Below are 25,435 nucleotides of genomic sequence, written 5' to 3'. Positions count from 1 at the left end.
ATATACCTTTCTTTTTAATATTTTTTAGTAAAGAAAATTTATATTCAACTTTTAAAGTATAGAGATATGGATTTTTATCACCCTTCCAAAACTTCTTCCAGCAACTCCTCGCTCGGCGCAAAATAATAAGCACCGTCCACAGGAGTCACAAAATGAAGCATACGGTCATGAATTCCATCACCACTGGTGCCAAACATACGTAATAACATCGCATCAATAATGCTTAAGTCTTTCGTATAGGCAATAAAAAATAAACCTTGCTCACCTTTACCATCGCCATAAGGAAGCGAGTGACGTAGGATTTCCATTTCTTCGCCTTCATCATCTTCAACCACGACACGTGCAACGTGAGAATTTTCAGGCTTAACGTCATCATCTAGTTCAATACTTTCAAGTTTTGTCCTTCCAAAGACTTGCTCTTGAGCATCAACTTTTAATTTTTTCCACTTTTCCAAATCATGACAATAGCGCTGTGCAAAGATAAAAGAGCCATCTGCGAATACTCCTGCATCTTCACTTAATAAAGTCGTTGCAGCACGATCATCGGGGAACTGCGGGTTTTCAGTACCATCAATAAAACCAGTCAAATCTCGACCATCAAAATTGCGGAAACAGACTCGTTCATCTAAAACATCAACTTTATCTTGGATGCCTTCAAAGAAGGATTGGCTAAGGGCAAAACAAATATCGGTACGCTGAGACGCAATATGAATTAAAACATCCGCAGGTGAAACAGGCATATTGAAAGAGCCATAAATGGGCACTAGCTGTTTAAACCCTGCAGGCGCTGTAGGATGAAGTTGTGCCCAAAGTTCAGGGCCAAAAGCAACAGCTGTTTTAATCTGCGCATGTGGATGTTGGGTAATAAGGCGATCACGAGTTGAAAATAAATCTTCTAATTTTTCTTTAAGTTCTTCAATACTTAAATCTTTTAAACGTAAAACAATAAAACGGGCATGATCTGAAGGTAATGGTAGAATTACAGATTGGGCGGTCATTCATGGCTCCTAAAAAAATTGTTATTTCTATTGGCTGTACTTATTGTGCCTTATGCAGTTTCTGCTTCATAGCCTTAAGTGATAAATTCATTGATGAATAATAAACCCTAAAAGCATGAAAGATCATATAATCTAAAGGTCATTTTTTTCTCAATACCACTATGTCATTTCAAATTTGGCTTGGCTTTGTACTCGCATGTTGGATCATTAGTATTTCTCCAGGGGCAGGGGCCATTGCGTCAATGTCGAGTGGCCTTAACTATGGTTTTCGGCATGGTTATTGGAATGTGCTGGGTTTACAACTCGCCTTGTTGGTACAAATCGGTATTGTGGCGGCTGGGGTAGGGGTGCTCTTTGCCACAACGCCTTGGGCATTTTGGGCTGTGAAGTGGTTTGGTGTGGCTTATTTATTGTATTTGGCTTATTTACAATGGATGGCACCCATCCAATCGATTGACATTCAACAAGAACAACCGACTAAGTCGCGCTCCAAATTGGTGATGTATGGCTTTTTGATCAATATGAGCAATCCCAAAGCAATCGTATTTTTATTGGCAGTTTTACCGCAATTTTTGGATTTGTCTAAACCGCAGTGGAGTCAATATGCGGTGATGGCCGTCACGATGGTCACGATTGATTTGATTGTGATGGCAGGATATACGGGGTTAGCAGCGAAAGTTTTAAAACTCTTAACATCACCGCGACAGCAAAAATATCTCAATCGTACTTTCGCAGTATTGTTCAGTTGTGCGGTGGGACTGCTTAGTTTGGTTCATCAGTAAGTTTAGTCTGCGTCAATTCTACTAAAAACTGTTGTTCGGTAACCACATGTATACCGTGCTGACGAAATAGGGCGGCAGTGATTCCTTCCCCTACAATTTTTTGCCCAGTAAATGAGCCATCATAGATGCCATCACTGCCACAAGATGGGCTATTGGCTTTGAGCACAGCATGGGTAACGTGATTGGCTTGCGCTAACGCTAAAGCTTTGTAAGCACCTTGAATAAAGACCTCGCTAATCTGATGACCATCTGATGAAAAAATCTGTGCGCGGCCTAATAAAACATCAGCACCTGACCCGTGGCGAATTTCTGCTGCGGGACGCGGGGTTGGAAGTCCTGCACTGACTTCAGGACATAAGCTGACATAATTTTTATCGAGCAAAGCTTGAACTAACTGAGAGACTAAGCAGTCTTTGCCGTCATAACGGACTTTTTGTCCGAGTAGACATGCGCTGATAAAATAACGTTTATGGCTCATTTATTTATGTCAGTTTTTTAAACTTCTGCGCGATAAAAATCAACGCAAACAAAATCGACATGGTTAAAACAATGCTGAGTCCTGTAGAGGTATTCAGCCCTGCACTGGACCATAAACCAACCGTCACCCCAGTTTGCGCAATCACAAAGGCCCAAATCACCATTTGTTTTGGAGAGTGGGCAAGCAGTCGAGCGGTAAGTGCTGGAATGACAAGCAAGGCACCCATCAGTAAAGAACCCACTGCACGAAGCGCTAAAATGGTAAATAAAGCCAGTAGCAACATAAAAATCAAACGTTGCCATTTCGCACTGACACCTTCACTGACGGCCATATCAGGATCGATCGCGATTTGAATTTGAGCCTGCCAACTCTTATAAAGCACTGCCAATGCAACAACAATAATAGTGGCAAAAACGGGCAGGTCTGCCCATGTGATCGTGAGCAAATCACCAAATAAATAGCTGAGTAGCTCAGGTCTTAAGCTTGGAATATGTTGAATAAACATCAGACCCGAGCAGAGCAAGGTCGCAGAACAGAGTGCGAGTAATGCGTCATTCGGTAACCGTGGATCATGCAAAACCCAAAGGATCGCCACCAACAAGCCCGCAATAAAAGCCACACCCATCCACAGGGGCAACGCCATTGCTCCTGCAATCGCGACACCCAGTAACGTGCCATGTGCCATGGTGTCGGCAAAGAAAGACATGCGGCGCCATAGCATCAAACAGCCTAGTGGCGCAGTTAAAAAGACCAGAAGCGTACCCATAATCCATGCAGGCAACAGCAGTTGTAACCATTCCATCATGACTTAAGCTTCCGGTTCAGGGTGAATGTGTGGGCGAGCGTCATGCTGACAAGGCATTGCACTATCACCATGTGCGCAGTGATCATGATGATGTTGATAGAACACGCGGTTGGTACCAAAAATAGCTTGATACTCAGGGTGTTGTTGCACGTTTTCAGGCAGGCCACTACAACAAATGTGTTTATTCAAACACACCACACGATGAGTTCCTTGCATGACCCACTGCAAATCATGTGAAACCATGAGCACAGCACAACCATATTTGGCAGGTAAACTGCGCACATAGTCGTACAGCTCAGCCTCAGACTGAATGTCTAAGCCCTGCATCGGTTCATCGAGAACCAAAATATCGGGTTGACGTAACAGCGCACGAGCCAGTAAAACGCGTTGTCGTTCTCCACCTGAAAGCTGCTGTACTTTAGAATTTTCAAGTTTGCTGATCCCCGTATCGTGGATAATTTCTTGCTTGATTACAGGATCGCATTTTTCCAAAGCCAAAAGGTCTTTCACCCTAAGCGGTAGGCTATGTGAGGGATTAAATTTTTGTGGTACATAAGAAAACTTGAGTGGCTTTGTTGTTTTAATGTCGCCAGCATTAGGGTGCACAATACCCAATAACACTTTAATGAGCGTGGATTTTCCCGCACCATTTGGGCCGATCAGGGTCACAATTTCCCGTTCATGTAAGACAAAATCGACATGCTTTAAAATGTCGCGTTCATCGATACGAACACTAATTTGGGAGAGTTCGACCAGAACAGGATCGAGGTTTATTTGTGGCGACACTGCTGACAAATTCCTGAAATTTCAATAATGCTATGTTGTGCCGTAAAACCATCGGCTGCGGAAAGTGCATCGAGTTGTTGTAATAATCCTTGAGCAGAGGCCTCTGTCACTGATTTGCAATCAGTGCAAATGAGAAAGGCGGCTTGATGGCCTTCACGGGGATGGCAACACGGAATATAGGCATTAATCGAGGTGAGTCGGTGAATGAGGCCCTTTTCTAATAAAAAGTCTAAGGTGCGGTACACCGTCGGTGGGGCAGCAGGGCGGTCGGCATTGCTTTTAATTTTAGCCAATAAGTCATACGCACCCATTGGGCCTGTCGCATTCAGGATCAATGCCAAGACTTCTTTTCTTAAGGGGGTTAGGCGCGCACCAGTTGCTGCGCATAAGACTTCTGCTTCAGCCAAACGCGTCTCAACGTTGTGATGACCATGCACATCATGTAAAGCATGGTGGTGTTCGTGAGAACAAGCGCTCATAACAAACCTCAAGTGCAAAATTTATAAAAGAAAAACGACATTAAATCTTAACATGAAGCGCAGAGAGTTTCGATTAGGCATAGGTATTTTTGTCGATTTGTTATATTATAACACTAATTGTATTTCTAGTGATTGCTCCCCATGTCCCGTTTCTTGGCTTTTTTTGCGTTTGCGCTGTTTAGTAGTGTTGCTTGGACGCAAGACTTGGTTGTTTCTACACAGCCGATTTACTTGATTGCACAGGAAGTGACAAAAGGCATTGAAAAACCAACCTTATTGTTGGCCGATCAATCTGGACATGATGTGAGTTTGACCCCAATGCATCGTAAAATCATTCAGGATGCAGGCTTGGTTATTTGGTTGGGACGAGCACATGAAGCACCGCTGGATAAACTCCTGACCCCCAATGATAAAGCAGTTTCTATTTTAGATTCAGGCATTATCAATGCCTTACCACTACGAAATACCCGTGGTGATGCCTTAAAAAATACCATCGATACCCATGTTTGGCTTGACCCAAACAATGCGGTACGTATTGGTTTCTTTATTGCAGGCCTGCGTTCACAGCAGATGCCTGAGTATAAGGAGCGCTACTGGAACAATGCCAGAATCTTTGCTCAGAAAATGTTGCAAGCTTCAGCTATATATAGTCAAAGTACCCAAGCGCGCTCATATTGGTCTTTTCATGATGCCTATCAATACTTGGAGCGACCTTTAAACTTACGCTTTGCAGGTGCTTTGACAGATGACCCACATATTGCACCTACGGTTGCGCAAATCAAATACTTAAATGACAGCCGCCCTTATTCAAAGATGTGCCTTTTGGCCGAAGTGCATGCGAGTCAAGCGCAATATCAAAAGTTGAACCCATTGGTTTTCCAAGCCGTTGACGAAAGCATGACTGGGGCAGGGGATTTTGTCAGCGCATGGAAGCAATTGGCCGATCATGTGCATAAATGTGTGCTAAATGCGCGAAAGTAACGCAAAAAATAAACAATAATTGATTAGTTTAAAAGCAATTTAAACATAGAAAAAAACTCGACTTAGGTCGGGAAAAGATTGCATGTTCAGGGGTGTAACTCTATAATGCCTGCGATTAAAAATAATCATCAGCTAAACTTGTCAAGCATGATTGTTGTGAGTGAATAAATAATGAGCCGAACTAGTCGCTTGATTGACCGACGATTAGCGAAAGCTTTAGTCCTCTTACAAGCATGTATGATTCCTGTTTCAGCCTTGATCGGCTGGGTCGTGAAAGACTCAACCGCAGCCCTGAGTGCAGCATTAGGTGCGCTCGTGTGTTGGCTTGCGACTTGCTATTTTTCATGGCAGTCGTTTCGAGCAGCAGGAGCTCGCGCTTCTAAACAAGTTCTTGCGAACATGTATAAAGGCATGATGGGTAAGTTTGCAATTGTGATTGTTGGTTTCATTTTAATTTTAAGCAATGTCAAACCGTTGTCAGCGGTGGCGTTGTTTTGTGGTTTTATGCTCGTTCAAACCATGACGTGGGTTGCTCCATTTTGGGTGTCGCGTCAACAAAAACGAGTTTAATAAGCACTACAAAAAATTGAAAAGTTTTTTAGGAGATGAACGAGATATCAAGCAGCACGCGATGTTCGTTCTCTCTATTTGTATTTGACATTGACCAGGTGTGATTTATGGCTGCTGAAGAACATGCCCTTACTTCGACCGAGTATATCAAGCATCACTTGACGAATATGACTTATGGCAAAATGCCAGACGGTTCATGGAAGTTGGCTGAGACTGCTGAAGAAGCTCAACAGATGGGGTTCACTGCTATTCACTTGGATTCAATGGGTTGGTCTATCACTCTTGGTGTGATTTTCTGTTTGTTGTTCTGGTGCGTAGCGAAAGCTGCAAACTCTGGTGTTCCAACCAAGTTCCAGTCTGCAATTGAAATGATCATTGAGTTTGTGGACTCAAGTGTTCGCGACACTTTCCATGGCAAATCACGCTTAATTGCGCCACTTGCATTGACCATTTTCGTGTGGATTTTCCTCATGAACGCAATGGACTTAATCCCAGTTGACTTTATTCCGTATACAGCTCAACTGATTGGTGCAAGTGTATTTGGTATGGATCCTCATCACGTTTACTTCAAGGTTGTACCTTCTACAGATCCAAACATTACCCTAGGTATGTCTTTGTCTGTATTTGTATTGATCTTGTTCTACAGTATTCGCGAAAAGGGGATTGGTGGTTTCGTTGGCGAATTAGCACTTAACCCATTTAACCCAAGTAACCCAGTTGCAAAAGCGTTATTGATTCCAGTGAACTTAATTCTTGAATTAGTAACATTCCTTGCACGTCCAGTTTCATTGGCTCTGCGACTTTTCGGTAACATGTATGCAGGTGAGTTAATCTTCATCCTTATCGCATTATTACCGTTCTGGATCCAATGGGCGTTGTCTGTGCCTTGGGCGATCTTCCACATTCTTGTTATCACGCTACAAGCATTCATCTTTATGATGCTGACTATCGTATACTTGAGCATGGCAAGCGAAAAGCATTAATGGTAATGCCCAACTATCACTGGATGGTTGGGCGCACAATTTTTTAATTTAATTTGGTATAAACCTAACCTCTGAGGAATTATCATGGAACTCACTTTAGGTCTAGTTGCAATTGCATCTGCTATCTTGATCGCTTTTGGTGCTTTAGGTACTGCGATTGGTTTTGGTCTTTTAGGCGGTCGCTTCCTTGAAGCTGTTGCACGTCAACCAGAATTGGCTCCACAACTTCAAACTCGTATGTTCTTAATCGCGGGTCTTCTTGATGCTGTGCCTATGATCGGTGTTGGTATTGGCTTGTTCTTCATCTTTGCTAATCCATTTGTAGGTTAATCGGCTTAATTCCTAAATTAAACTATTGAGGAATAGCAATGAATATCAACCTCACATTGATTGGCCAAGCGATTGCATTTGCGATGTTTGTCGCATTCTGCATGAAATTTGTATGGCCACCACTAATCAATGCGATTAGTGAGCGTCAGCGTAAAATCGCTGATGGCTTAAACGCTGCTGAAAAAGCAAAAGCTGATCTTGCGGATGCGCAAGCTCAAGTGAAAGCTGAATTAGATGCAGCGAAAGCGCAAGCGGCTCAATTGATCGAACAAGCGAACCGTCGCGGTGCACAATTGGTAGAAGAAGCTCGTACTCAAGCGTCAGCTGAAGGTGAGCGTATTCGTCAACAAGCAAAAGAAGCTGTTGATACAGAAATCAATTCTGCTCGTGAAGAATTACGTCAACAAGTTGCTGATCTTGCAGTAACAGGTGCTGAGAAAATTCTTAGCCAAAAAGTTGATGCTGAAGCTCACAATGCCATGCTGACTCAGCTGGCTGCTAAACTTTAAGAGAGGCGGATTATGGCTGAACTCTTGACGTTGGCACGCCCGTACGCTAAAGCAGCATTTGCTTACGCTTCTGAGCAAAATGCAACTGACTCTTGGTCATCTGCATTGAACTTGCTCAGTGCTGCGGTGCAAGACGAAGCATTTTCAGCTTTCTTAACTCGCCCTGAGCTTACTCCTGCTGAGCAGGTAAGTCTTTTTGCAAAAGTATTAGGCGAAGACCAAACTGCAGCAGTGTCAAACTTTTTGACATTGCTTGCTGAAAACAACCGTTTGGCGCTTCTTCCTGAAATTTCTGCTGAATACGAGCAGCTCAAATCACAGAATAACAATACTGTGGATGTAGTGATTGAATCTGCATTCCCATTGACTTCTGTACAAGAACAATTACTTGCACATGCTTTAGAGAAAAAATTCGAAGCTGCGGTAAATGTTTCTGTAGAAGTTAAACCAGAGCTTATTGCTGGTGTTGTTATTCGTGCAGGCGACCAAGTGATAGATGATTCTGCGCTTAACAAGCTAGAAAAAATGCGGACTCGTCTTCTTGCTTAATTGCATATGAAGACTGAACTTTAAAAAGATTGAGGTATAGCGCAATGCAACAACTGAATCCATCCGAGATCAGTGCGCTCATTAAACAGCGTATCGGCGATCTGGACACCAGCGCGACCGCTAAAAACGAAGGGACCATTGTTATGGTTTCCGACGGTATTGTGCGTATTCACGGCCTTGCTGATGCAATGTACGGTGAAATGATCGAATTCGACGGCGGCTTATACGGTATGGCACTGAACCTAGAACAGGATTCAGTGGGCGTCGTTGTTTTAGGTAACTACTTAAGCCTTCAAGAAGGTCAAAAAGCGCGTTGCACAGGTCGTGTATTAGAAGTTCCGGTTGGTCCAGAACTTTTAGGCCGTGTAGTAGATGCTTTGGGTAACCCAATTGATGGTAAAGGCCCAATTGATGCAAAATTAACTGATGCTGTTGAAAAAGTAGCACCAGGCGTAATTTGGCGTCAATCAGTGGATCAACCTGTACAAACTGGTTATAAATCAGTAGATACAATGATCCCTGTAGGTCGTGGTCAGCGTGAGTTGATCATTGGTGACCGTCAAACTGGTAAAACAGCGATGGCGATCGATGCGATCATCGCTCAGAAAAACTCTGGCATTAAATGTGTATACGTAGCTATTGGTCAAAAACAATCGACTATTGCTAACGTTGTGCGCAAGCTAGAAGAAACTGGCGCTATGGCGTATACCACTGTTGTAGCAGCAGCTGCAGCCGATCCAGCAGCAATGTTGTACTTGGCTCCATACTCTGGCTGTACAATGGGTGAATACTTCCGTGACCGCGGTGAAGATGCACTAATCATTTATGATGATTTGTCTAAGCAAGCTGTTGCTTACCGTCAAATTTCATTATTGTTACGTCGTCCACCAGGTCGTGAAGCGTATCCAGGTGACGTATTCTATCTTCACTCACGTCTTCTTGAGCGTGCTTCGCGCGTTTCTGCTGACTACGTTGAGAAATTCACGAATGGTGAAGTTAAAGGCCAAACTGGTTCATTAACTGCATTACCAATCATTGAAACTCAAGCGGGTGACGTATCTGCATTCGTACCAACGAACGTAATTTCGATCACTGACGGTCAGATCTTCCTTGAAACATCATTATTCAACGCAGGTATTCGTCCTGCTGTGAACGCGGGTATCTCTGTATCTCGTGTTGGTGGTTCAGCGCAGACTAAGATCATCAAAAAATTGTCTGGTGGTATCCGTACTGCTTTGGCGCAATACCGTGAATTGGCAGCGTTTGCTCAGTTCGCTTCTGACCTTGATGAAGCGACTCGTAAGCAACTTGAACATGGTCAACGTGTAACTGAATTAATGAAGCAAAAACAATATGCTCCATATTCAATTGCTGACCAAGCTGTTTCAATTTATGCATCTAACGAAGGCTACATGGCTGACGTTGAAGTGAAGAAAATCGTAGACTTTGATGCTGCGTTAATCTCTTACTTCCGTTCAGAAAATGCTGCGTTAATGCAAAATATCGATGAAACTGGTGATTACAACAAAGACATCGAAGCTGCAATCAAAGCAGGTATTGAAAGCTTTAAAGCGACTCAAACTTACTAATTTCAACTTCAGTTGGATTTAGTTTTGGTTTGGTTCACGGATCAACCTTCGAGGGCTTGAAAGGGCCTTCGAATACTAGGTTAAGCGTATGGCAAATTTAAAAGAAATTCGCGCCAAAGTAGCTAGTATCAAAAGCACGCAGAAAATTACTCGCGCGATGCAGATGGTAGCAGCTTCTAAGATGCGTCGTGCGCAAGAGCGCATGGCTCAAGGCCGTCCGTATGCCGAAAATATGCACCGTGTAATTGCTCACTTGGTTCAAGCGAATCCTGAATACAAACACCGTTATATGGTTGAACGCCCGGTTAAGCGCGTTGGCTATATCATTGTGTCTTCAGATCGTGGCCTTGCTGGTGGTTTGAACATTAACTTGTTCAAAAAAGTGGTTAAACACGTACAACAGCAACAAGAGCAGTCAATTGAAGTTCAATTTGCTTTAATTGGTCAAAAAGCGGTTTCGTTTTTTAAAAACTACGGCGGTAAAGTACTGGGTGCTACGACAAATGTCGGTGATACACCAAGCCTTGAACAGTTATCTGGTTCTGTACAGGTGATGTTAGACGCATTTGATAAAGGCGAGTTAGATCGTATTTATCTTGTGTCAAACGGCTTTGTCAATGCCATGACTCAAAATCAAAAAATCGAACAACTTGTTCCTTTAGCAACTGCTGAAGAAAACAAGACCCTTAACCGTCAATACGGTTGGGATTATATCTATGAGCCTGAAGCTGAAGAGCTTTTAAATGGCTTATTGGTTCGTTATATCGAGTCTGTGGTATATCAAGGCGTGATCGAAAACATCGCGTGTGAGCAGTCAGCTCGTATGGTTGCAATGAAAGCTGCAACGGACAACGCAGGTGATTTGATCAAGAGCCTACAACTTATTTATAACAAGCTGCGTCAAGCCGCGATTACTCAGGAAATTTCTGAGATCGTTGGTGGTGCCGCTGCCGTTTAACATTATTTTGAATTGAGGAGACAGCAATGAGTAGCGGTCGTATCATTCAGATCATCGGCGCGGTTATCGACGTCGAGTTTGAACGTAACAGCGTTCCTAAGATCTATGACGCTCTCCACGTTGATGGCACTGAAACTACATTAGAAGTTCAGCAACAACTTGGTGATGGCGTAGTTCGTACTATTGCAATGGGTTCTACTGAAGGCCTTAAGCGTGGTTTGAACGTAACGAATACTAACGCTCCAATCTCTGTACCAGTGGGTACAGCGACTTTGGGTCGTATCATGGACGTTCTTGGTCGCCCAATCGACGAAGCTGGTCCAGTTGCGACTGAAGCGCGTTTGCCGATTCACCGTCAAGCACCTTCTTATGCTGAACAAGCAGCTTCTACTGACCTTTTAGAAACTGGTATTAAAGTCATCGACTTACTATGCCCGTTCGCTAAAGGTGGTAAAGTTGGTCTGTTCGGTGGTGCCGGTGTTGGTAAAACTGTAAACATGATGGAGTTGATCAACAACATCGCTAAAGCGCACTCAGGTTTATCTGTGTTCGCTGGTGTTGGTGAGCGTACTCGTGAAGGTAACGACTTCTATCACGAGATGAAAGACTCAAACGTTCTAGACAAAGTAGCAATGGTCTACGGTCAGATGAACGAGCCACCGGGTAACCGTTTACGCGTAGCGTTGACTGGTTTGACTATGGCTGAGTACTTCCGTGACGAGAAAGACGAAAACGGCAAAGGCCGTGACGTACTATTGTTCGTAGACAACATCTACCGTTATACACTAGCAGGTACTGAAGTATCAGCACTTCTAGGTCGTATGCCATCTGCAGTAGGTTACCAACCGACACTTGCAGAAGAGATGGGTGTTCTTCAAGAACGTATTACATCGACTAAGTCTGGTTCGATTACGTCAATCCAAGCGGTATACGTACCTGCCGATGACTTAACAGATCCATCGCCTGCAACTACGTTTGCTCACTTAGACGCAACTGTAGTATTGAGCCGTGACATCGCATCTTCTGGTATTTATCCAGCGATCGATCCACTTGACTCAACTTCACGTCAGTTAGATCCACTAGTAGTGGGTGCTGAGCATTACGAGATTGCTCGTTCAGTTCAAAACGTTCTTCAACGTTATAAAGAATTGAAAGACATCATCGCGATTCTTGGTATGGACGAACTTGCAGAAGAAGATAAGTTGACTGTTTACCGTGCGCGTAAAATTCAACGTTTCTTCTCTCAACCGTTCCACGTAGCTGAAGTGTTTACTGGTGCTCCTGGTAAACTTGTACCGCTTAAAGAAACGATTCGTGGCTTTAAAGGTCTTTTAGCTGGTGAATATGACCACATTCCAGAACAAGCGTTCTATATGGTTGGTGGTATTGACGAAGTAATTGCTAAAGCTGAGAAACTTTAATTAGTTACCTAATTTAGGAGATTCTCATGTCGACTATGCAGTGTGATGTTGTAAGTGTTCAAGAGTCTTTGTACTCTGGCACTGTAACGATGCTAATTGCTAAAGGTGCTGGTGGTGAATTAGGTATTATGCCTGGTCACACGCCACTAGTAACTTTACTCAAGCCGGGTACAATCCGTGTTCTGCTTGAAAACGGTACAGAAGAGTTAATCTATGTATCTGGTGGTGTTTTAGAAGTTCAACCGCATGTTGTTACGGTTCTTGCAGATACTGCAGTCCGTGCAGAAAACTTAGATGAAGCAGCAATTCTTGAAGCGCGTAAACACGCTGAACAATTGCTTGCAAATCAAAAGAGCGACTTGGACTCGGCTGCTGCTTTGGCTGCTCTTGCAGAAACTGCTGCTCAGTTGGAAACCATCCGCAAAATCAAAAACCGCGCTCAATAAGAGACGGTTTGAGATTAAAAAAAGCCACCGAAAGGTGGCTTTTTTTATGTCTGTTGATAAAAATGCGTCAATTGCTTATTTCATAATGAGTTTGTTGGTTTCTTAGTTCTCATTGTTCAAATGGACTGGATTGGTCTGCTGCATACGAGCAATCTTTTTTTTGCATGATAGTGCTTCGTCTTTTAACTGTACGCTTGCTTGTAGAATATTTTGAATACACAATTTTTAAAACTCATCTGAATCAATGCTCCTATGCTTGATATATTTCGTTAAGCAAGGACATAGCTATCTAAAGTTGCATATCTTTTATTCAACAGAAGTTATATTTTGAAAGCTTCTCTGTAAGCGAAGATGAAGATGAACCTGATTGCGCATGAATCCCACTTTTGGGAACTTTACCAAGATTTTGAGCATTATTATCTGAGTATAGCAGTCGATATGAGCTCAGTGGTGTCATGTTGGGACTTGGTGCTGACTTCAGAAGAAATATTACAATATGAACATAGGGGTCGCGCGAGCATTCAGGAGCTGACCAAAGCCATGATTGAAGCAGCTTACAAAGGTGATTTCTCAATGATGGAAGCACGTTTAGCCAAGCCATATGAGCGTCACGCTATGCAAAAGGCCTTTAGAGATTGGTTAGCGCAGAGCAAAACTCAGGAATAGTCTTCATTTTGATGAGGTATGAGCTTAAGGCATTGTTTTAAAATTATTTTAAAAAGCTCTGACGCAATTGGCTGAACATCATGCGGCTAACGGTATCGTGCTGCGTCGCGATCAATTTTTTAATTTGTTCAACCTGAGGCTCATCTTCAGGAATCACAATCTCTGAATCGATTTCGATATCCGAATTGGGCATGGTATTGGATGGTTGTGCAAGCAAATTTGAAGATGGATGTTCGGCATGCCAAAGCTGTGTTTCGAGTGACATGATGTACTTATATTCATCAGTGTTTGGGTTAAACCGTTTATAAATTCTTAAGTCTTGCATTGCATCTTGACGGCTTCGTCGAGGCATATCTGTTTCGACTTCCAACCATTCAGAGATAACCGGATGGATTTCATGTTGCATCAGTTGGTAATAAAGCCAATCGCTGAGCAGGCTATGATCGATGTCAGACAGATATGGGCTGTTGTGTTGCAGCAATTGTTGTAAGTGTTCGAGAACCAAAACTTCTTGCTTTTGTAAGGCATAGCGCGCTTCAGCATCAAATTGTTGGTATTCTTCGGCTGGAATTTCAGTGAAATGTTGCTGTTCAATGAAGGCATCTACAATATGCGTTTGAAATAAGGTATTCCATTGCTCTAGCGCATGAATTTCAAGCTGTTGTAGCTCTTTAAACGCTTTGCTTTGATAGCGAGTAAGCTGAAGGCGTTGAATATTTTGCTGGTTGAGCTCAATTTTTTGTTTGATGTATTCAGCATAAGCGCCTTGTTGTTTGGGGCTGACAGGGCTTACAACATCGACCAAAAGTAACTGCTGCTGTTGTTTGTATTTGAGCCAGTCCTGAATACGTTGAACTTCTTTATGCTCTTTAGAAAAAAACTGTGTTAAGTGTGGCGTGGTTTTTTCAGGCATTAAAAAGTGCATCCCGCCAAAGACGATGATTGCTAAACAGGCGATCACAAGAATGACTTTTTTCATTATAAAAATGTTTTTCTGTGTTTCTTATTTGTACATGGTAGCCTAAAAATGAGAAATAGTTAATGTTTTTTCATTAAAGCTTCAAATCTGTATGGGTAAAATTGAAAATTCACCTTGCCCAAGAATACGAACTTTATACAGTGCATCAAAGCCTTCAGCATAGTGTGGTAGTTCAAATTTTTGAGCGGTGGCTCTGATCCCGACTTCGGGAATGCAGGCTTTGCCTTCACGTAAGTGGTTGCGTTCCAGTGCACCTTTAAGCTCAGTCTCAAAGAAATAGCCAACAATTTCAAAGCCTGCGGCCTGAGCATTGGCAATATAACGCGCCCGATCGGCTAACGTAGGGTTGGTATTATCAATCACCATTTTGGTTTTTGAGGCCAGTCCTGCTTCAAAAATGATTTTTTCACGATGCCGTGTTTTCAGCATATCGAGGTTGATGCGCAAATGGCTATGTGCCAAATTCAACAGATAATAGCTCGATTTTCCCGAAGCTTGGATGCCCATAAAAATAATCAGCTGCATGTGTGAAATCGTGCCTCAATCAAAGTAGGAAAAAACGGTTGTAGTCATTTTCTCCTACTCTATTGTTGAAAGCACCACTATTTAAATGTTTTAAGATTGGTTTGTGTTTGAACTATCATTCTCAGCTTGCTGAGGAATCATCATTGCAGCCAATTTCAACATTTCAGATTGGATTGTACCCATTTGCTGTTGCATCTTTTTAAAGTCGACTTGGCTGAAATCCACCTGTCCATTTAAAAAAGGCGAAGCTAAAACTTGTTGGTTGGCAGACAGTAGTTTTTCACGGATATCATTGATTTCTTGTGTTTTAAGATTCAGGCCATTCAAGGCATTATTGAAACCTGTGAGCTGTTGCTGCAAAGCTGTCGCGGCGTGTTGCAACTGTTGTTGATCATGCTGTTCAATTGCGGCCTGCAAGTCACTTTGGGTTTCTTGCAGCTGAGTGACGTATTCACCTGCTTTTAATTGCATATCTGCCACATCACGCACGATATAGAGCATGTTGCCACTTTTCAGTTCAGCTTTTTCAGGGCTTTGTGTATTCGCAGATTGGTTTTGCTCAGAGGTCTCAGTCTGGATGTCTTGCTGATTCGGCTCTGTTGCTTGCTCACAGCCAATGAGTAGAATGCCTGAACTAAACAGTGCAAAAGGAAGAACTAAGTTTTGTAAAAGCTTTTTCATCATCAAATCAATATTGGGCTATGTGTTTTTTAATATAAGGGCAAAATGTGTAGATAAAATGCTGGGTTTCAAAGTCATAACAAAACTTTTTAAAATAAAAAAAAGAGTGCTTGAGCACTCTTCATTTACAGTAGTTTAACCAGCAATGATTTTAATAATGGAATGATTGCGAATGTCTGTCAGTACATAGTCGCCATTCACTTTAATCCACTGTTGGTTTTTACCGGGTTTGCTGAGTTTTTTGTATTTTTGGTGATCTACTTTATAGGCATTGCTATGGTAAGCGCTTGGGAGTTTTTGACCTGCTTTCCAGTCTTGAGATGGACGGTTGGCTTTTTTGACAGTGGCATGGGTTGGTTGTTGATGTCCATTTGATGTGTGCTTTTGCGCATGTCCATGTGACTGAGCGGTTTGATGTTGCTGATGTTGTTCTTGTGGTGCTGCTAGTGCAGGCAGGGCAATCAATGCGGTTGAGATAGATAAAACTGCTGCTTTTATAAATGTATTCATGAGCTTCACTTCGGGTTGTCTTGAGCGGATAGATGCATCATAGAGTGAAGTGTTTGATTGATCGTGAATGAAGTGTTGTAAAATTATCAAAATAAAGAAGAAATCATGAAGATCGAATCGATTCGAGTGTCATTACTCATTTAAAAAATAAAAATATAAGCAGCCGTTAAATTCGACTGCTTATAAACAGCTTCAGGCTTATTTGGCCAATTCGGCATTGATGGCATCGACAATACGCGGATCATTGGCCGTAATGTCCGGTGCAAAACGCGCAACCACTTCGCCATTTTTATTGATTAAGAATTTCTCAAAGTTCCACAGCACTTCAGGTGGTTCGTTCGGTGTTAAACCATAGTCCACCAAGTCTTTCCACCAAGGGCCTTCACCAATGCGTTCAGGCACCGCTTGGGTGAGCGTTTCATATAACGGATGCTTATCATCCCCAGCAACCGAGATTTTTGAAAAAAGCGGGAAATCCACTTGATAGTTTAAAGAGCAGAATTCTTGAATTTCAGCGTCTGAACCCGGTTCTTGTGCCAAGAAATTGTTCGCAGGAAAACCTAGAATCTCTAAACCCTGTGATTTTTTGTCTTGATAGAGTTTTTCTAAGCCTTCGTACTGCGGTGTGAGACCGCATTTAGATGCCACATTCACCACCAAGAGAACTTTACCTTGGTATTGGTTTAAGTTGATGTCTTCGCCCTGAATGGTTTTGACAGGAATATTATAAATTGAAGTGCTCATTTACGTGTCCTTATACGATGTGCATTTTATTGTGTTGGAAGCGTTCGACAAAGTCACGCCCATTTGTGGATTGATCGCAACAAAAAAGCAAGCCAAGGCTTGCTTTAAAGGGTAGGGAGGTCATTAAGACGCTGGAGCTGCTTTGACTTTTGCTTCTAAAGCCGTTACGTCAGCAATGATCGATTTCTGCAATTCAGTCGCTTTGTTTTGGAGTTCGGTGATTTTCGCGCTATCTGGCGTTGTTTTTGTACTTTCTTTGGTGAGCTCTACACCTAGATCATTGGCGTCTTGCATTTTTTCACGTAAAGCATCTACTTCAGCACTTTTTAAGGTTAAGGCATCTAATTCATCATTAAATTGCTTCACATAGGTTTCTGTTTTTTCAACCATGGCTTTAATTTGAGCGGGATCCTTTTTCTCTAAGGTTGCACTCACTTCTTTTTGAAACGCGGCGGCTTCTTGAGCTTTGGCATTCGATAGCGTTTGTACGGCTAACAAATCGGCTTGAATATCGGCAATATTATTATTGCTATGATTAGCAACGATAGTGGTTGCTTCGGTTGAGGTCGCTTCAGATGCAGACGTCGTTTGTTCAACGGCTGGCTCAGTTCCTTTTTTTTCGCACGCAGCCAAAGTAAGAGTAGCCATACAAACTGTGGTTAAAAGTAACTTTTTCATAACGACATCCTTCTATCGGGAAATATGTTTTTGTAGGCCAGAGTCTAAGAGCAATGACCAATCAATTAAAAAATACGTTCGCTAGAACAGCATCAATACGATGCAGAGATCGTTGACATTGTTCTATGGTGTTTTTGTAGAGTGAAGCTGCTGAAATACATCAATTTATTGAAATGTGTAGTTTTATATTGTCTTAATATTATGTTTTTTATGAATTTTATATTTTAAGATAAATGTATCAATTATGTGTGATACCCAAATGATATTCGAATAAATCATAAAAATGTTTTACCATTCATTTAAATTTTGCAAACAAAAGCTAAACGGGAAAAAGAATGAGTACCACACCACAACGTATGTATTGGGCTTTGAGTCTCCCTATCATTGCCGTACTCATTTGGTCGATCAATATTGTCGTTACGCGTTATGTAGCTGATTTCATTTCGCCAGTCAGTATTAGTTTTTATCGGTGGTTCTTTGCATTCATTCTGTTAACGCCTTTTGTCGTGCGACCTTTATGTCGTCAGTGGGCATTAATTCGAGCGCATTTGGGTCAGTTGGCAGTGCTAAGTGCATTTGGTCTGGTGTTGTATCAGGGCTTAGCCTACACCGCAGCGCACTATACGACTGCGACTAATATGGGACTGATTAATGCCTTTATTCCGATCTTTACCATTTTTGTTTCACTGCTGATCTTAAAAGATATTCCAAATCGTTTTGCGATGATCGGGAGTATTTTATCTTTTGCAGGTTTGGTGTATATCATTGGGCAGGGCAATCTTGCGGGCTTAGTTCAATCAGGCGGGCATTTGGGTGATGTCCTGATGGTGGTTGCGGTATTCTTCTATGCCTTTTATGGGGTGTTTTTGAAAAAGTGGCAATTGCAAATTCCCTTGATGTTGAGCCTCTATGTGCAGATCTTTTTTGCACTGCTTTACCATTTACCTTTTATTGCCTATTTCGGTCTCGATTCAATCAATAGTCAAAATGCGGCAAGTGTTATGTATGCCAGCATTTTCCCTTCTTTGGTTGCGCCTTTACTGTGGATGTTGGCCATTACCCATTTAGGGCCGAATCGAACCAGTATTTTCATGAACTTGATGCCAGTCTTTACCGCAGTGATTGCCTATGTCTGGTTGAAAGAGGCGTGGACGGTTTATCATACGGTCGGTGGTGTGGTCATTATCTGTGGCATTTTACTGGCACAGCGTAAAACAGCTTTAAAAACGGCACCTTTAGTAAACTCGATGGATTAATTTTGGTTGAAAATCGATCATTTAAATTATTTTTTTAATAGAATAATTCATTAATAAGTTAATTTATTAATGCTATTTTAGATGATTAATGTATTTAATGTATATAAAAGCTGATTAAAAATAGGTAGATAATTTGAATTATAATTTAATTATCTCAATTAATCAGCGTTTTAACGCTGTTTCTAATATAAAAAATCTATTTGTTTAGAAAAGTAATTTGTTACATAATACGTCCACTGCAAACTTAGGCGAATGTAAAAACGGACATTAAGTGTTTGCTCATCAGTTTTCAGACCCTCTGGATGTGATTACACATCCTTTTTCATGCTCAGCCATCCCTATATGGCTGAGCTTTTTTTTATCTATTTTTCAGTAAAAATCCTGAGAAAGAGCACGCTTTTAAGCACGAACCACTGCGCCAGTTTCGGCATCGAGTATGCGACTCGCTTCTTGGCTCAAGCCTAGATCACCATTCAGATAATTCACTTGTTGTGCAAAGTAGTGATTGGCATCTTGTAGTGAACGAGCAGGTGGCAATCCAGCGGGGTTGGCACTGGTGGAGACAATAAAGCCTTGAAAAGCATTGCAAAGCGCCACACAAATCGGATGTGTGGTTACCCGTACAGCAACTTTAGGGTGATTGCCTTTAATCCATTTCGGAATGTGTTCATTTGCAGGTAACAACCACGTGGTTGCGCGTTCTGATGGACTGCTATCGCTCCAGCTGTCGATCACTTGTTGACGGATGTGGGGATCTAAATGTTCTAAAAGCGGTTCAACTTGAGCAATTTGCCCAGCCAGTAAAATTACCCCTTTTTCAATCGGGCGTTGCTTAATCTGCAAAATATCTAGAAAGGCCTGTTCGTTATACGGATCACAGCCTAAACCCCATACTGCTTCTGTTGGATATGCTAAAACTTGACCTTGTTTTAAACATTGCGCCGCTTCAGTCACAGAGGTGGTAATCATTACACTTTGTACCTTTTATTGATTCATAAAGGGTTATTGTGAACCTTATTGGCTGGAACGGCAACGCAGATAATTGCCAGCTTGTTGTTGTGCAAGCCCCAAAATTTCCAGTTCCATTAACTGGCTGGTGAGTGTGGCAATATCGGTGTTAAGTTTGAAATTAAGTTGATCCATATTTTGTCCCACCCAATCCAGTTGATTATAAAGTTCGAGTAAATTAGATGGGATCTCAATACTAGCGCTTGGGGTGGTTTCTTGTGACTGGGATTGGCTATGCCATTGAGTGGGGAGTGCCAAGTCTTCAATGATTTGCTCAGGATGATCGACCAAAATCGCCCCTTCTCGGATCAGTTGATGACAGCCTTGATGGTGTTCACTGTAAATATGACCGGGAATCGCAAAAATGGTTTTCCCTTGCTCTGCGGCTCTTTGGGCTGTTCCTAGAGAGCCACTTTTGAGTGCTGCCTCTGCAACCACAACCCCTAAACTCAGTGCACTGACGATGCGGTTGCGTCGTGGAAAATTATGCTGTAAAGGCGGTGTATGTGGTAAAAATTCAGTAATAATACAGCCATTATTTTCTAATATTTGCGTACGCAGTGTTTGATGTTGGGAAGGATAAGTGAGATCTAAGCCCGTGCCCATCACTGCAATGGTACGTTGATATTTTAAGCCGCCCTGATGTGCCGCTGCATCAATGCCTTCAGCTAAACCACTGCAAATATAAAAGCCCTTTTCGGCGAGGTAATAGGCAAAGTCATAAGCCACTTGCTTGCCGTGCGGACTGGGTTTTCGACTGCCGACGATAGCAACTTGAGGCTGGAGTAGACTTTGTGGATTGCCCTGACCAAATAAAATCGGTGGTCGGTCAGCATAGGGCAGCAGCTGCGAGGGATAATGACTGTCAGTATCAAGTAAAATAAAATCACAGCTGGCTTGGACGTCCTGCAGTAAAGTTTGTAATTTGAGTTGGCCAGCAGGCGTTTGGATTTCTGTGACACGTTGTAGATGGCTTTTGTGTAAGCCGAGATTTGGCCAGATCTGAAGATTGGAGGCAGCAACAGCTTTTGTGCTTGTGCCAAAATGCTGCTGTAGTTTTTGAAAGCTCGATAAAGAATGCTGAACTAAATACCACAGGGTGATTGTTGCAATCTGTTCATGTGATAAAGAGTTCAGCATATATACACCTTAAGGCAACGGATTATTCATCCACTACAGAGGGAGAAATTTTCGCGCCCAAGTTCATTGGTAGTTCGCTGTCGAGCACATAAGCATAGCTGACACGGTCAAAGGTTTTAAATACCATGATGTTGCCGATACGCTCCGTTGGAAGGGTCAGTTTTTCATTGGTTTTCGGATCACGAATTTCTTGACCCTTTTGACTAACCGAGAACACATAACCCGATTGAACGCCATCCACTGTGCCACGGTCAATGGTTACAACTGAATGCTTCGCAGCTAGACCAATCGAACCTTGAACACGAATCACTTGTCCACCCCCAGTCACATCTTGTGCATGTGTTGGGTAGAACAAGGTTGGAAGCATGGCGTCGTATTCAGGCAGTACGCGATAACCACGACGTACTTCAGAATTATACGAATCTGTGATTTCTAAAGTGGACATGTCATTTTCACCACGAATGGCAATGGCTGAAGCAACCTGAGTCAATTCTAGACCTAGATTTTGTTTTTTGCCCTCTGCATCCGTCACAATGTAAGGTTTGCCTTCACGGTAAATCGCGTAGCGTTGACCGACTTCAATGCCTTGGCCACGTGCATAAACGGTTTGACCTTTACCTGCAATCACACGCTCATCGGCAGCACCGACGATATACGGTGTACCTTCCAAAGATTCCTCGGAAAGAATGGTACTGTGTTCAAGCCAGTTTTTAATGTATTCCAGTGGAATGACAGGAATGGCATTGTTTAAAGATTCAACACGTGCTTGAGGTTGAAGTTTAGTGCCGCCTGTATAACGACGAATGATCCCTTCACAGCCATCACCTTCATCTTTACCAATAATTGGACGGCCTTCATGAGTACACATCAGTAAGCGGTCACCCGGGAAAATCCAATGCGGATTTTTGACGTGTCTATTGCTGGCCCAAATTTCAGGCCAACGCACAGGATTGTTTAGGAAACGTTTAGAAATATCCCACAGGGTATCGCCTTTTTTCACCACATAAACATTCGGTGCATTGGCTTTTAAAGCAGGCGGATTGTAATTTCGTGTAGGCGCAGCTTGAGCTGTTGAAATGATGCCTGCGCCAACACTTACGCAAACCGCAAGTGCTAGCATGTGTTGCTTAAACCCCAAGGCACTAAAAGATGGCATGCCCATAAAAACCTTTTTCATTATCATAATTCCTAAAATTATGTATGTAGTTGCGTTATAATAACGATATTACACACATTTTTTTGATCAAGCATTCCCTTCATTTGGTTTTTTGATCAATGGCATAATTGAGGACGCAGTATGGCCTTATTACCTATTTTAAGTTTTCCTGATCCCCGTCTTCGTACCATTGCAGAACCCGTCGAAGAAGTTACTGATGAAATTCGTCAGCTGGCTGCAGATATGTTTGAAACCATGTATGAAGCGCCAGGCATTGGACTTGCCGCGACACAAGTTGATCGTCATATTCAGTTGATTGTCATGGACTTATCTGAACATAAAGATCAACCTTTGGTATTCATTAACCCCAAAGTTACCCCATTGACTGAAGAAACGCAGCCCTATGAAGAAGGCTGCCTATCAGTTCCCCAAATATACGACAAAGTTGAGCGCCCGTCACGCGTAAAGATCGAAGCAATTAACCTTGAAGGTCAAGCATTTGAGATCGAAGCTGACGAACTTCTCGCTGTTTGCATTCAACATGAAATGGATCACTTAAATGGCAAATTGTTCGTCGACTATTTGTCACCACTAAAGCGCCAACGCGCACGTGAAAAAGTGGAAAAATTGACCCGTCAGCGCCAAAAAGACAAAGTGGCTGTAAAACGCGGTTAAGTTTTTTGCTTAAAAATCATCTTTAAAGTGAGCCCAATTTCAATTGGGCTTTGTTATACTGGCCGCGTTCTCAATTCGGATGGAATGGATTGTTTTTTAGAGCTGCGTTGCTACTGTCTTGTGTAGCCGTGTTTTTACAGATTGCTGTTTTTTTACAGCCTTTACTACCGACGCAATATCAAATTGCGCCGGTCTGTGAAACTATTTCGCGTGCGCTTTTACTCAAACCAGTTGAACATCTCAGTTCTCATGCTGAAAAGCATTCCACACATCATCATGAAATGCAGGCTCAGCATGAACTCAGTTCACAACCTGCCGAACACAATCATCATGATGCAAGTCATCAATGCCAATACTGTACGGTATATGGCAATCTCGTGTTGCCGCCTGATTTAGAGTTAAAAGCGGTACTTGACCGTATTCAAGTCCGTTTAATTGCATTCCAAAAAGCCTTTGTGCATGTTTGGTTTGCACTGCAACAACTCTTCTTACTGCCTCAAGGGCGAGCACCGCCACTGTTTGTATAAACCTAGACATATATTTTTCGGGTCTTAACGGACTCTAGCCTAGTTGTATTTATAGATTCAGTGAGAATAAAAATGGCTCAGCCTACATTCTTTTTACAGCCTCTTGCGGCTGCGATTTCTCTTGCTTGTTTTTCAAGCGTAGTATTTGCCGCTGACGCAGACAGCGCACACATTTTAGCGCCTATCGTGGTGACGGCTCAGCAGGGCAATGATGCCCATGGTCTGATTGTACATGCCGACCCTAAACAACCCACTCAGCCAATTCCTGCGGTTGATGGTGCAGCCTACCTACAAAGCATTGTGGGTTTTAACCAAATCAAAAATGGCGGCGCGAATGGTGACGTCACCTTCCGCGGTATGTTTGGCTCACGTATTAAAATCCTCACAGATGGTACGGAAAATTTAGGTGCATGCCCAAGCCGTATGGATAATCCTGCTTCTTATGTTTCTCCTGAAAGCTACGACAAAATCACGGTCGTAAAAGGACCACAAACTGTTCAGTATGCGCATACGGGTTCAGCCGCAACTGTTATTTTTGAACGTGAGCCTGAACAACTCACTTCGGAAAAACCTTATCGCGGGCAAGCCAGTGTCATGCTTGGCTCTTACGGTCGTTTGGATCAGAATGTTGAAGCCGCTGTTGGTGATGAAACGAAATATGCACGTTTAAATGCCAACCGTTCGATTGCAGATAGTTATCAAGATGGCGCTGGCAATACGGTTCCGTCCGATTGGGAAAAGTGGAATGCAGATCTAGCGCTGGGCTGGACTCCGAATGAGGACACATGGGTAGAGCTGAAAGGTGGGAAGAGTGATGGTGAGGCAGTCTATGCTGGACGTAGCATGGATGGTTCTAAGTTTGCTCGTGAAAGTCTAGGTTTACATGTTGAAAAGAAAAACATTGGCGAGGTGATCAAGAAAGTCGAAGCGCAAGTTGACTATAGCTATAACGATCATGTCATGGATAATTTTAGTTTGCGAAAATTTAATCCCGCAGATGGTATGTCAATGCCGATGGCTTCAAATGTTGCTCGTAGGACTTTAAATGTACGGGTTGCTATGACGCAGGACTGGGGACAATTGCAACTTATTTCAGGTATTGATAGTCAAAAAAATGAGCACACTAAACGTAGTGGCAGCTTAATGTCTCCTTATCAAAATAAAGCTCGTGTCGGAGATATGGATTTTGAGTCTTATGGGGCTTTCGGTGAACTGAGTTATGTATTCAATGATCAGCATAAACTGGTGACAGGTGCACGCGTCGATCAAGCGAAGATTGATAATTTAGCCACTAATACAGAACGTAAAGAAACTTTGCCAAGTGGTTTTATTCGAATTGAAAGTGAGCTTGCGGAACATCTTAAAACTTACGCAGGTTTAGGTTATGTAGAGCGTGTGCCTGATTATTGGGAATTGTTTAGTACCAAATACCATCAAAGTACAGGTACGACCTTTGCCGATTTAGAGAATGAAAAAACCGCGCAGTTTGATGCAGGTTATCAATATGAACAGGGTGCATTTAAATCATGGGCTTCAGTTTATGCAGGTTTGATTCAAGACTATATATTGGTGGCATATACTCCGACAGGTTCAATGGGGCGGTTGGAAGCCAAAAGCCGAAATGTCGATGCAACCATTGCAGGTGCTGAAGCAGGTGTGGCTTACCAGTTGACGGATCAAATTCAAGCGGACATCAGTGCCATGTATGCATGGGGTGAAAATACAACGGATCACACTGCTTTACCGCAAATTGCACCATTAGAAGGACGTTTCAATCTACGCTATGTGCAAGAGAAATATAATCTTGGTTTGTTATGGCGTGTGGTGGCAGCACAAGATCGTACCAGCTATCGAGAAGGTAATATCATTGGATACGATTTAGAAGACAGTAAAGGTTTTGGAACGCTGTCTTTAAATGGGACTTATAATATCCAAAAAGATCTAGACCTTTCAGTCGGAATAGATAATGTGCTGAATAAAAACTATGCCGAGCATTTGAATAAACTTGGAAGTTCAGGTTTTGGTTATGCTGCAACAGAACAATTTAACAATACAGGTCGCAATTATTGGGCTCGAATCAGCATGAAGTTCTAAATATATTGAGAAGATCGGAAGCAGCCATTCTAGAAATAGAATGGCTGTTTTGGGTTCTAAGATAGAAATTGACTGAGAAAACAGCATTGTGAGTGGATATTCACCATAAAAAGTAGAAAGAAACAGCGATTT

30 protein-coding genes are annotated in these 25,435 nt (G+C 42.4%); 16 read left to right on the top strand and 14 right to left on the bottom strand.

The window, feature by feature from the left end:
- Positions 1-77: 77 nt before the first annotated feature.
- Positions 78-998: a Dyp-type peroxidase gene (locus AC5EUN_RS15840; RefSeq protein WP_493352417.1), complete on the bottom strand. Its 921-nt coding sequence runs from the start codon at positions 996-998 to the stop codon at positions 78-80.
- A 161-nt stretch (positions 999-1,159) separates the two neighbouring features.
- On the opposite strand from AC5EUN_RS15840, the gene AC5EUN_RS15835 reads away from it, so the two are divergent.
- Positions 1,160-1,780 (top strand): LysE family transporter, encoded by a 621-nt coding sequence (locus AC5EUN_RS15835; RefSeq protein ID WP_159153416.1) that lies wholly within the window; start codon positions 1,160-1,162, stop codon positions 1,778-1,780.
- Here the strand turns inward: AC5EUN_RS15835 and AC5EUN_RS15830 are convergent.
- Genes AC5EUN_RS15830 through AC5EUN_RS15815 form a run of 4 tightly spaced genes read right to left on the bottom strand, consistent with a single transcriptional unit; the run spans position 1,761 to position 4,328 of the window.
- Entirely contained in the window at positions 1,761-2,258 is a 498-nt protein-coding gene (locus AC5EUN_RS15830) for a 2-thiouracil desulfurase family protein (protein WP_159153415.1), read from the bottom strand. The genes AC5EUN_RS15835 and AC5EUN_RS15830 overlap by 20 nt on opposite strands.
- A gap of 4 nt (positions 2,259-2,262) precedes the next feature.
- Positions 2,263-3,063 (bottom strand): zinc ABC transporter permease subunit ZnuB, encoded by an 801-nt coding sequence (gene znuB, locus AC5EUN_RS15825; RefSeq protein ID WP_159153414.1) that lies wholly within the window; start codon positions 3,061-3,063, stop codon positions 2,263-2,265.
- Between the two features lie 3 nt (positions 3,064-3,066).
- The gene (znuC, locus tag AC5EUN_RS15820; RefSeq protein WP_159153413.1) at positions 3,067-3,849 is read right to left on the bottom strand and encodes a zinc ABC transporter ATP-binding protein ZnuC; all 783 of its coding nucleotides are present in this window, start codon (positions 3,847-3,849) and stop codon (positions 3,067-3,069) included.
- On the bottom strand, positions 3,834-4,328 hold the full coding sequence (locus AC5EUN_RS15815; RefSeq protein ID WP_058868677.1) for a transcriptional repressor: 495 nt from the start codon (positions 4,326-4,328) through the stop codon (positions 3,834-3,836). Before AC5EUN_RS15815 ends, znuC begins: the two co-directional genes overlap by 16 nt.
- 141 nt (positions 4,329-4,469) lie before the next feature.
- Between AC5EUN_RS15815 and AC5EUN_RS15810 the strand changes: the two genes are divergently transcribed.
- From AC5EUN_RS15810 to AC5EUN_RS15760, 11 genes are all read left to right on the top strand, one after another.
- Positions 4,470-5,309 carry a metal ABC transporter solute-binding protein, Zn/Mn family gene (locus AC5EUN_RS15810; RefSeq protein ID WP_058868678.1) on the top strand — a complete coding sequence of 280 codons (840 nt, stop codon included), beginning with the start codon at positions 4,470-4,472 and terminating at the stop codon, positions 5,307-5,309.
- 171 nt (positions 5,310-5,480) lie between these two features.
- On the top strand, positions 5,481-5,879 hold the full coding sequence (locus AC5EUN_RS15805; RefSeq protein WP_004684416.1) for an ATP synthase subunit I: 399 nt from the start codon (positions 5,481-5,483) through the stop codon (positions 5,877-5,879).
- 107 nt (positions 5,880-5,986) lie between these two features.
- Positions 5,987-6,862: a F0F1 ATP synthase subunit A gene (atpB, locus tag AC5EUN_RS15800; RefSeq protein ID WP_004684418.1), complete on the top strand. Its 876-nt coding sequence runs from the start codon at positions 5,987-5,989 to the stop codon at positions 6,860-6,862.
- A gap of 84 nt (positions 6,863-6,946) precedes the next feature.
- The gene (atpE, locus tag AC5EUN_RS15795) at positions 6,947-7,192 is read left to right on the top strand and encodes a F0F1 ATP synthase subunit C (protein WP_000424060.1); all 246 of its coding nucleotides are present in this window, start codon (positions 6,947-6,949) and stop codon (positions 7,190-7,192) included.
- A gap of 38 nt (positions 7,193-7,230) precedes the next feature.
- Positions 7,231-7,701 (top strand): F0F1 ATP synthase subunit B, encoded by a 471-nt coding sequence (locus tag AC5EUN_RS15790; RefSeq protein WP_004684420.1) that lies wholly within the window; start codon positions 7,231-7,233, stop codon positions 7,699-7,701.
- 12 nt (positions 7,702-7,713) lie between these two features.
- The gene (locus tag AC5EUN_RS15785) at positions 7,714-8,250 is read left to right on the top strand and encodes a F0F1 ATP synthase subunit delta (RefSeq protein ID WP_004984037.1); all 537 of its coding nucleotides are present in this window, start codon (positions 7,714-7,716) and stop codon (positions 8,248-8,250) included.
- A gap of 44 nt (positions 8,251-8,294) precedes the next feature.
- On the top strand, positions 8,295-9,839 hold the full coding sequence (gene atpA / locus AC5EUN_RS15780; RefSeq protein WP_004684423.1) for a F0F1 ATP synthase subunit alpha: 1,545 nt from the start codon (positions 8,295-8,297) through the stop codon (positions 9,837-9,839).
- A gap of 88 nt (positions 9,840-9,927) precedes the next feature.
- Positions 9,928-10,797 (top strand): F0F1 ATP synthase subunit gamma, encoded by an 870-nt coding sequence (gene atpG, locus AC5EUN_RS15775; RefSeq protein WP_004984038.1) that lies wholly within the window; start codon positions 9,928-9,930, stop codon positions 10,795-10,797.
- Between the two features lie 26 nt (positions 10,798-10,823).
- Positions 10,824-12,218, top strand: coding sequence for a F0F1 ATP synthase subunit beta (atpD, locus tag AC5EUN_RS15770; RefSeq protein WP_004684425.1), 1,395 nt, complete (start codon positions 10,824-10,826; stop codon positions 12,216-12,218).
- A 26-nt stretch (positions 12,219-12,244) separates the two neighbouring features.
- Positions 12,245-12,664 (top strand): F0F1 ATP synthase subunit epsilon, encoded by a 420-nt coding sequence (locus tag AC5EUN_RS15765; protein WP_010325652.1) that lies wholly within the window; start codon positions 12,245-12,247, stop codon positions 12,662-12,664.
- A 357-nt stretch (positions 12,665-13,021) separates the two neighbouring features.
- Complete coding sequence (locus AC5EUN_RS15760; protein WP_058868680.1) at positions 13,022-13,330, top strand: hypothetical protein; 309 nt, start codon at positions 13,022-13,024, stop codon at positions 13,328-13,330.
- A gap of 43 nt (positions 13,331-13,373) precedes the next feature.
- On the opposite strand, the gene AC5EUN_RS15755 is transcribed toward AC5EUN_RS15760, so the two are convergent.
- The 6 genes from AC5EUN_RS15755 to AC5EUN_RS15730 form a co-directional block, all read right to left on the bottom strand.
- The gene (locus AC5EUN_RS15755) at positions 13,374-14,309 is read right to left on the bottom strand and encodes a hypothetical protein (RefSeq protein WP_159153412.1); all 936 of its coding nucleotides are present in this window, start codon (positions 14,307-14,309) and stop codon (positions 13,374-13,376) included.
- Between the two features lie 81 nt (positions 14,310-14,390).
- Positions 14,391-14,834, bottom strand: a complete 444-nt coding sequence (locus AC5EUN_RS15750; protein ID WP_159153411.1) for an AAA family ATPase — start codon at positions 14,832-14,834, stop codon at positions 14,391-14,393.
- Between the two features lie 90 nt (positions 14,835-14,924).
- Complete coding sequence (locus AC5EUN_RS15745; protein ID WP_017396937.1) at positions 14,925-15,515, bottom strand: PM1805 family lipoprotein; 591 nt, start codon at positions 15,513-15,515, stop codon at positions 14,925-14,927.
- A gap of 135 nt (positions 15,516-15,650) precedes the next feature.
- Positions 15,651-16,025: an RcnB family protein gene (locus AC5EUN_RS15740; RefSeq protein ID WP_062031766.1), complete on the bottom strand. Its 375-nt coding sequence runs from the start codon at positions 16,023-16,025 to the stop codon at positions 15,651-15,653.
- A gap of 198 nt (positions 16,026-16,223) precedes the next feature.
- Positions 16,224-16,769 carry a glutathione peroxidase gene (locus AC5EUN_RS15735; RefSeq protein ID WP_058868685.1) on the bottom strand — a complete coding sequence of 182 codons (546 nt, stop codon included), beginning with the start codon at positions 16,767-16,769 and terminating at the stop codon, positions 16,224-16,226.
- Positions 16,770-16,892: 123 nt separating this feature from the next.
- Entirely contained in the window at positions 16,893-17,447 is a 555-nt protein-coding gene (locus AC5EUN_RS15730) for a PM1805 family lipoprotein (protein WP_005401885.1), read from the bottom strand.
- A 335-nt stretch (positions 17,448-17,782) separates the two neighbouring features.
- Here AC5EUN_RS15730 and AC5EUN_RS15725 point away from each other — a divergent pair, with 335 nt between their 5' ends.
- Positions 17,783-18,703, top strand: coding sequence for a DMT family transporter (locus tag AC5EUN_RS15725; RefSeq protein WP_004684446.1), 921 nt, complete (start codon positions 17,783-17,785; stop codon positions 18,701-18,703).
- Positions 18,704-19,102: 399 nt separating this feature from the next.
- Here AC5EUN_RS15725 and tsaC read toward each other — a convergent pair whose 3' ends face one another.
- From tsaC to AC5EUN_RS15710, 3 genes are read right to left on the bottom strand one after another with little or no spacing between them, the layout of a single operon-like run.
- Entirely contained in the window at positions 19,103-19,672 is a 570-nt protein-coding gene (gene tsaC / locus AC5EUN_RS15720) for an L-threonylcarbamoyladenylate synthase type 1 TsaC (RefSeq protein ID WP_159153410.1), read from the bottom strand.
- A gap of 45 nt (positions 19,673-19,717) precedes the next feature.
- Positions 19,718-20,851 (bottom strand): DNA-processing protein DprA, encoded by a 1,134-nt coding sequence (gene dprA / locus AC5EUN_RS15715; protein WP_159153409.1) that lies wholly within the window; start codon positions 20,849-20,851, stop codon positions 19,718-19,720.
- A 22-nt stretch (positions 20,852-20,873) separates the two neighbouring features.
- Positions 20,874-22,028 carry a LysM peptidoglycan-binding domain-containing protein gene (locus AC5EUN_RS15710; RefSeq protein ID WP_201707057.1) on the bottom strand — a complete coding sequence of 385 codons (1,155 nt, stop codon included), beginning with the start codon at positions 22,026-22,028 and terminating at the stop codon, positions 20,874-20,876.
- Between the two features lie 120 nt (positions 22,029-22,148).
- Between AC5EUN_RS15710 and def the strand changes: the two genes are divergently transcribed.
- The 3 genes from def (at position 22,149) to AC5EUN_RS15695 (ending at position 25,303) form a co-directional block, all read left to right on the top strand.
- Entirely contained in the window at positions 22,149-22,682 is a 534-nt protein-coding gene (gene def, locus AC5EUN_RS15705) for a peptide deformylase (protein ID WP_004684452.1), read from the top strand.
- An 89-nt stretch (positions 22,683-22,771) separates the two neighbouring features.
- On the top strand, positions 22,772-23,209 hold the full coding sequence (locus AC5EUN_RS15700) for a DUF2946 family protein (RefSeq protein WP_159153407.1): 438 nt from the start codon (positions 22,772-22,774) through the stop codon (positions 23,207-23,209).
- 72 nt (positions 23,210-23,281) lie between these two features.
- A complete protein-coding gene (locus tag AC5EUN_RS15695) occupies positions 23,282-25,303 on the top strand; it encodes a TonB-dependent copper receptor (RefSeq protein WP_159153406.1) in 2,022 nt (673 codons plus the stop codon).
- Positions 25,304-25,435: the final 132 nt, after the last annotated feature.

The organism is Acinetobacter sp. CAU_H_S170_2, assembly GCF_058890445.1.
This window is presented reverse-complemented; position numbering and strand designations above follow the sequence as displayed.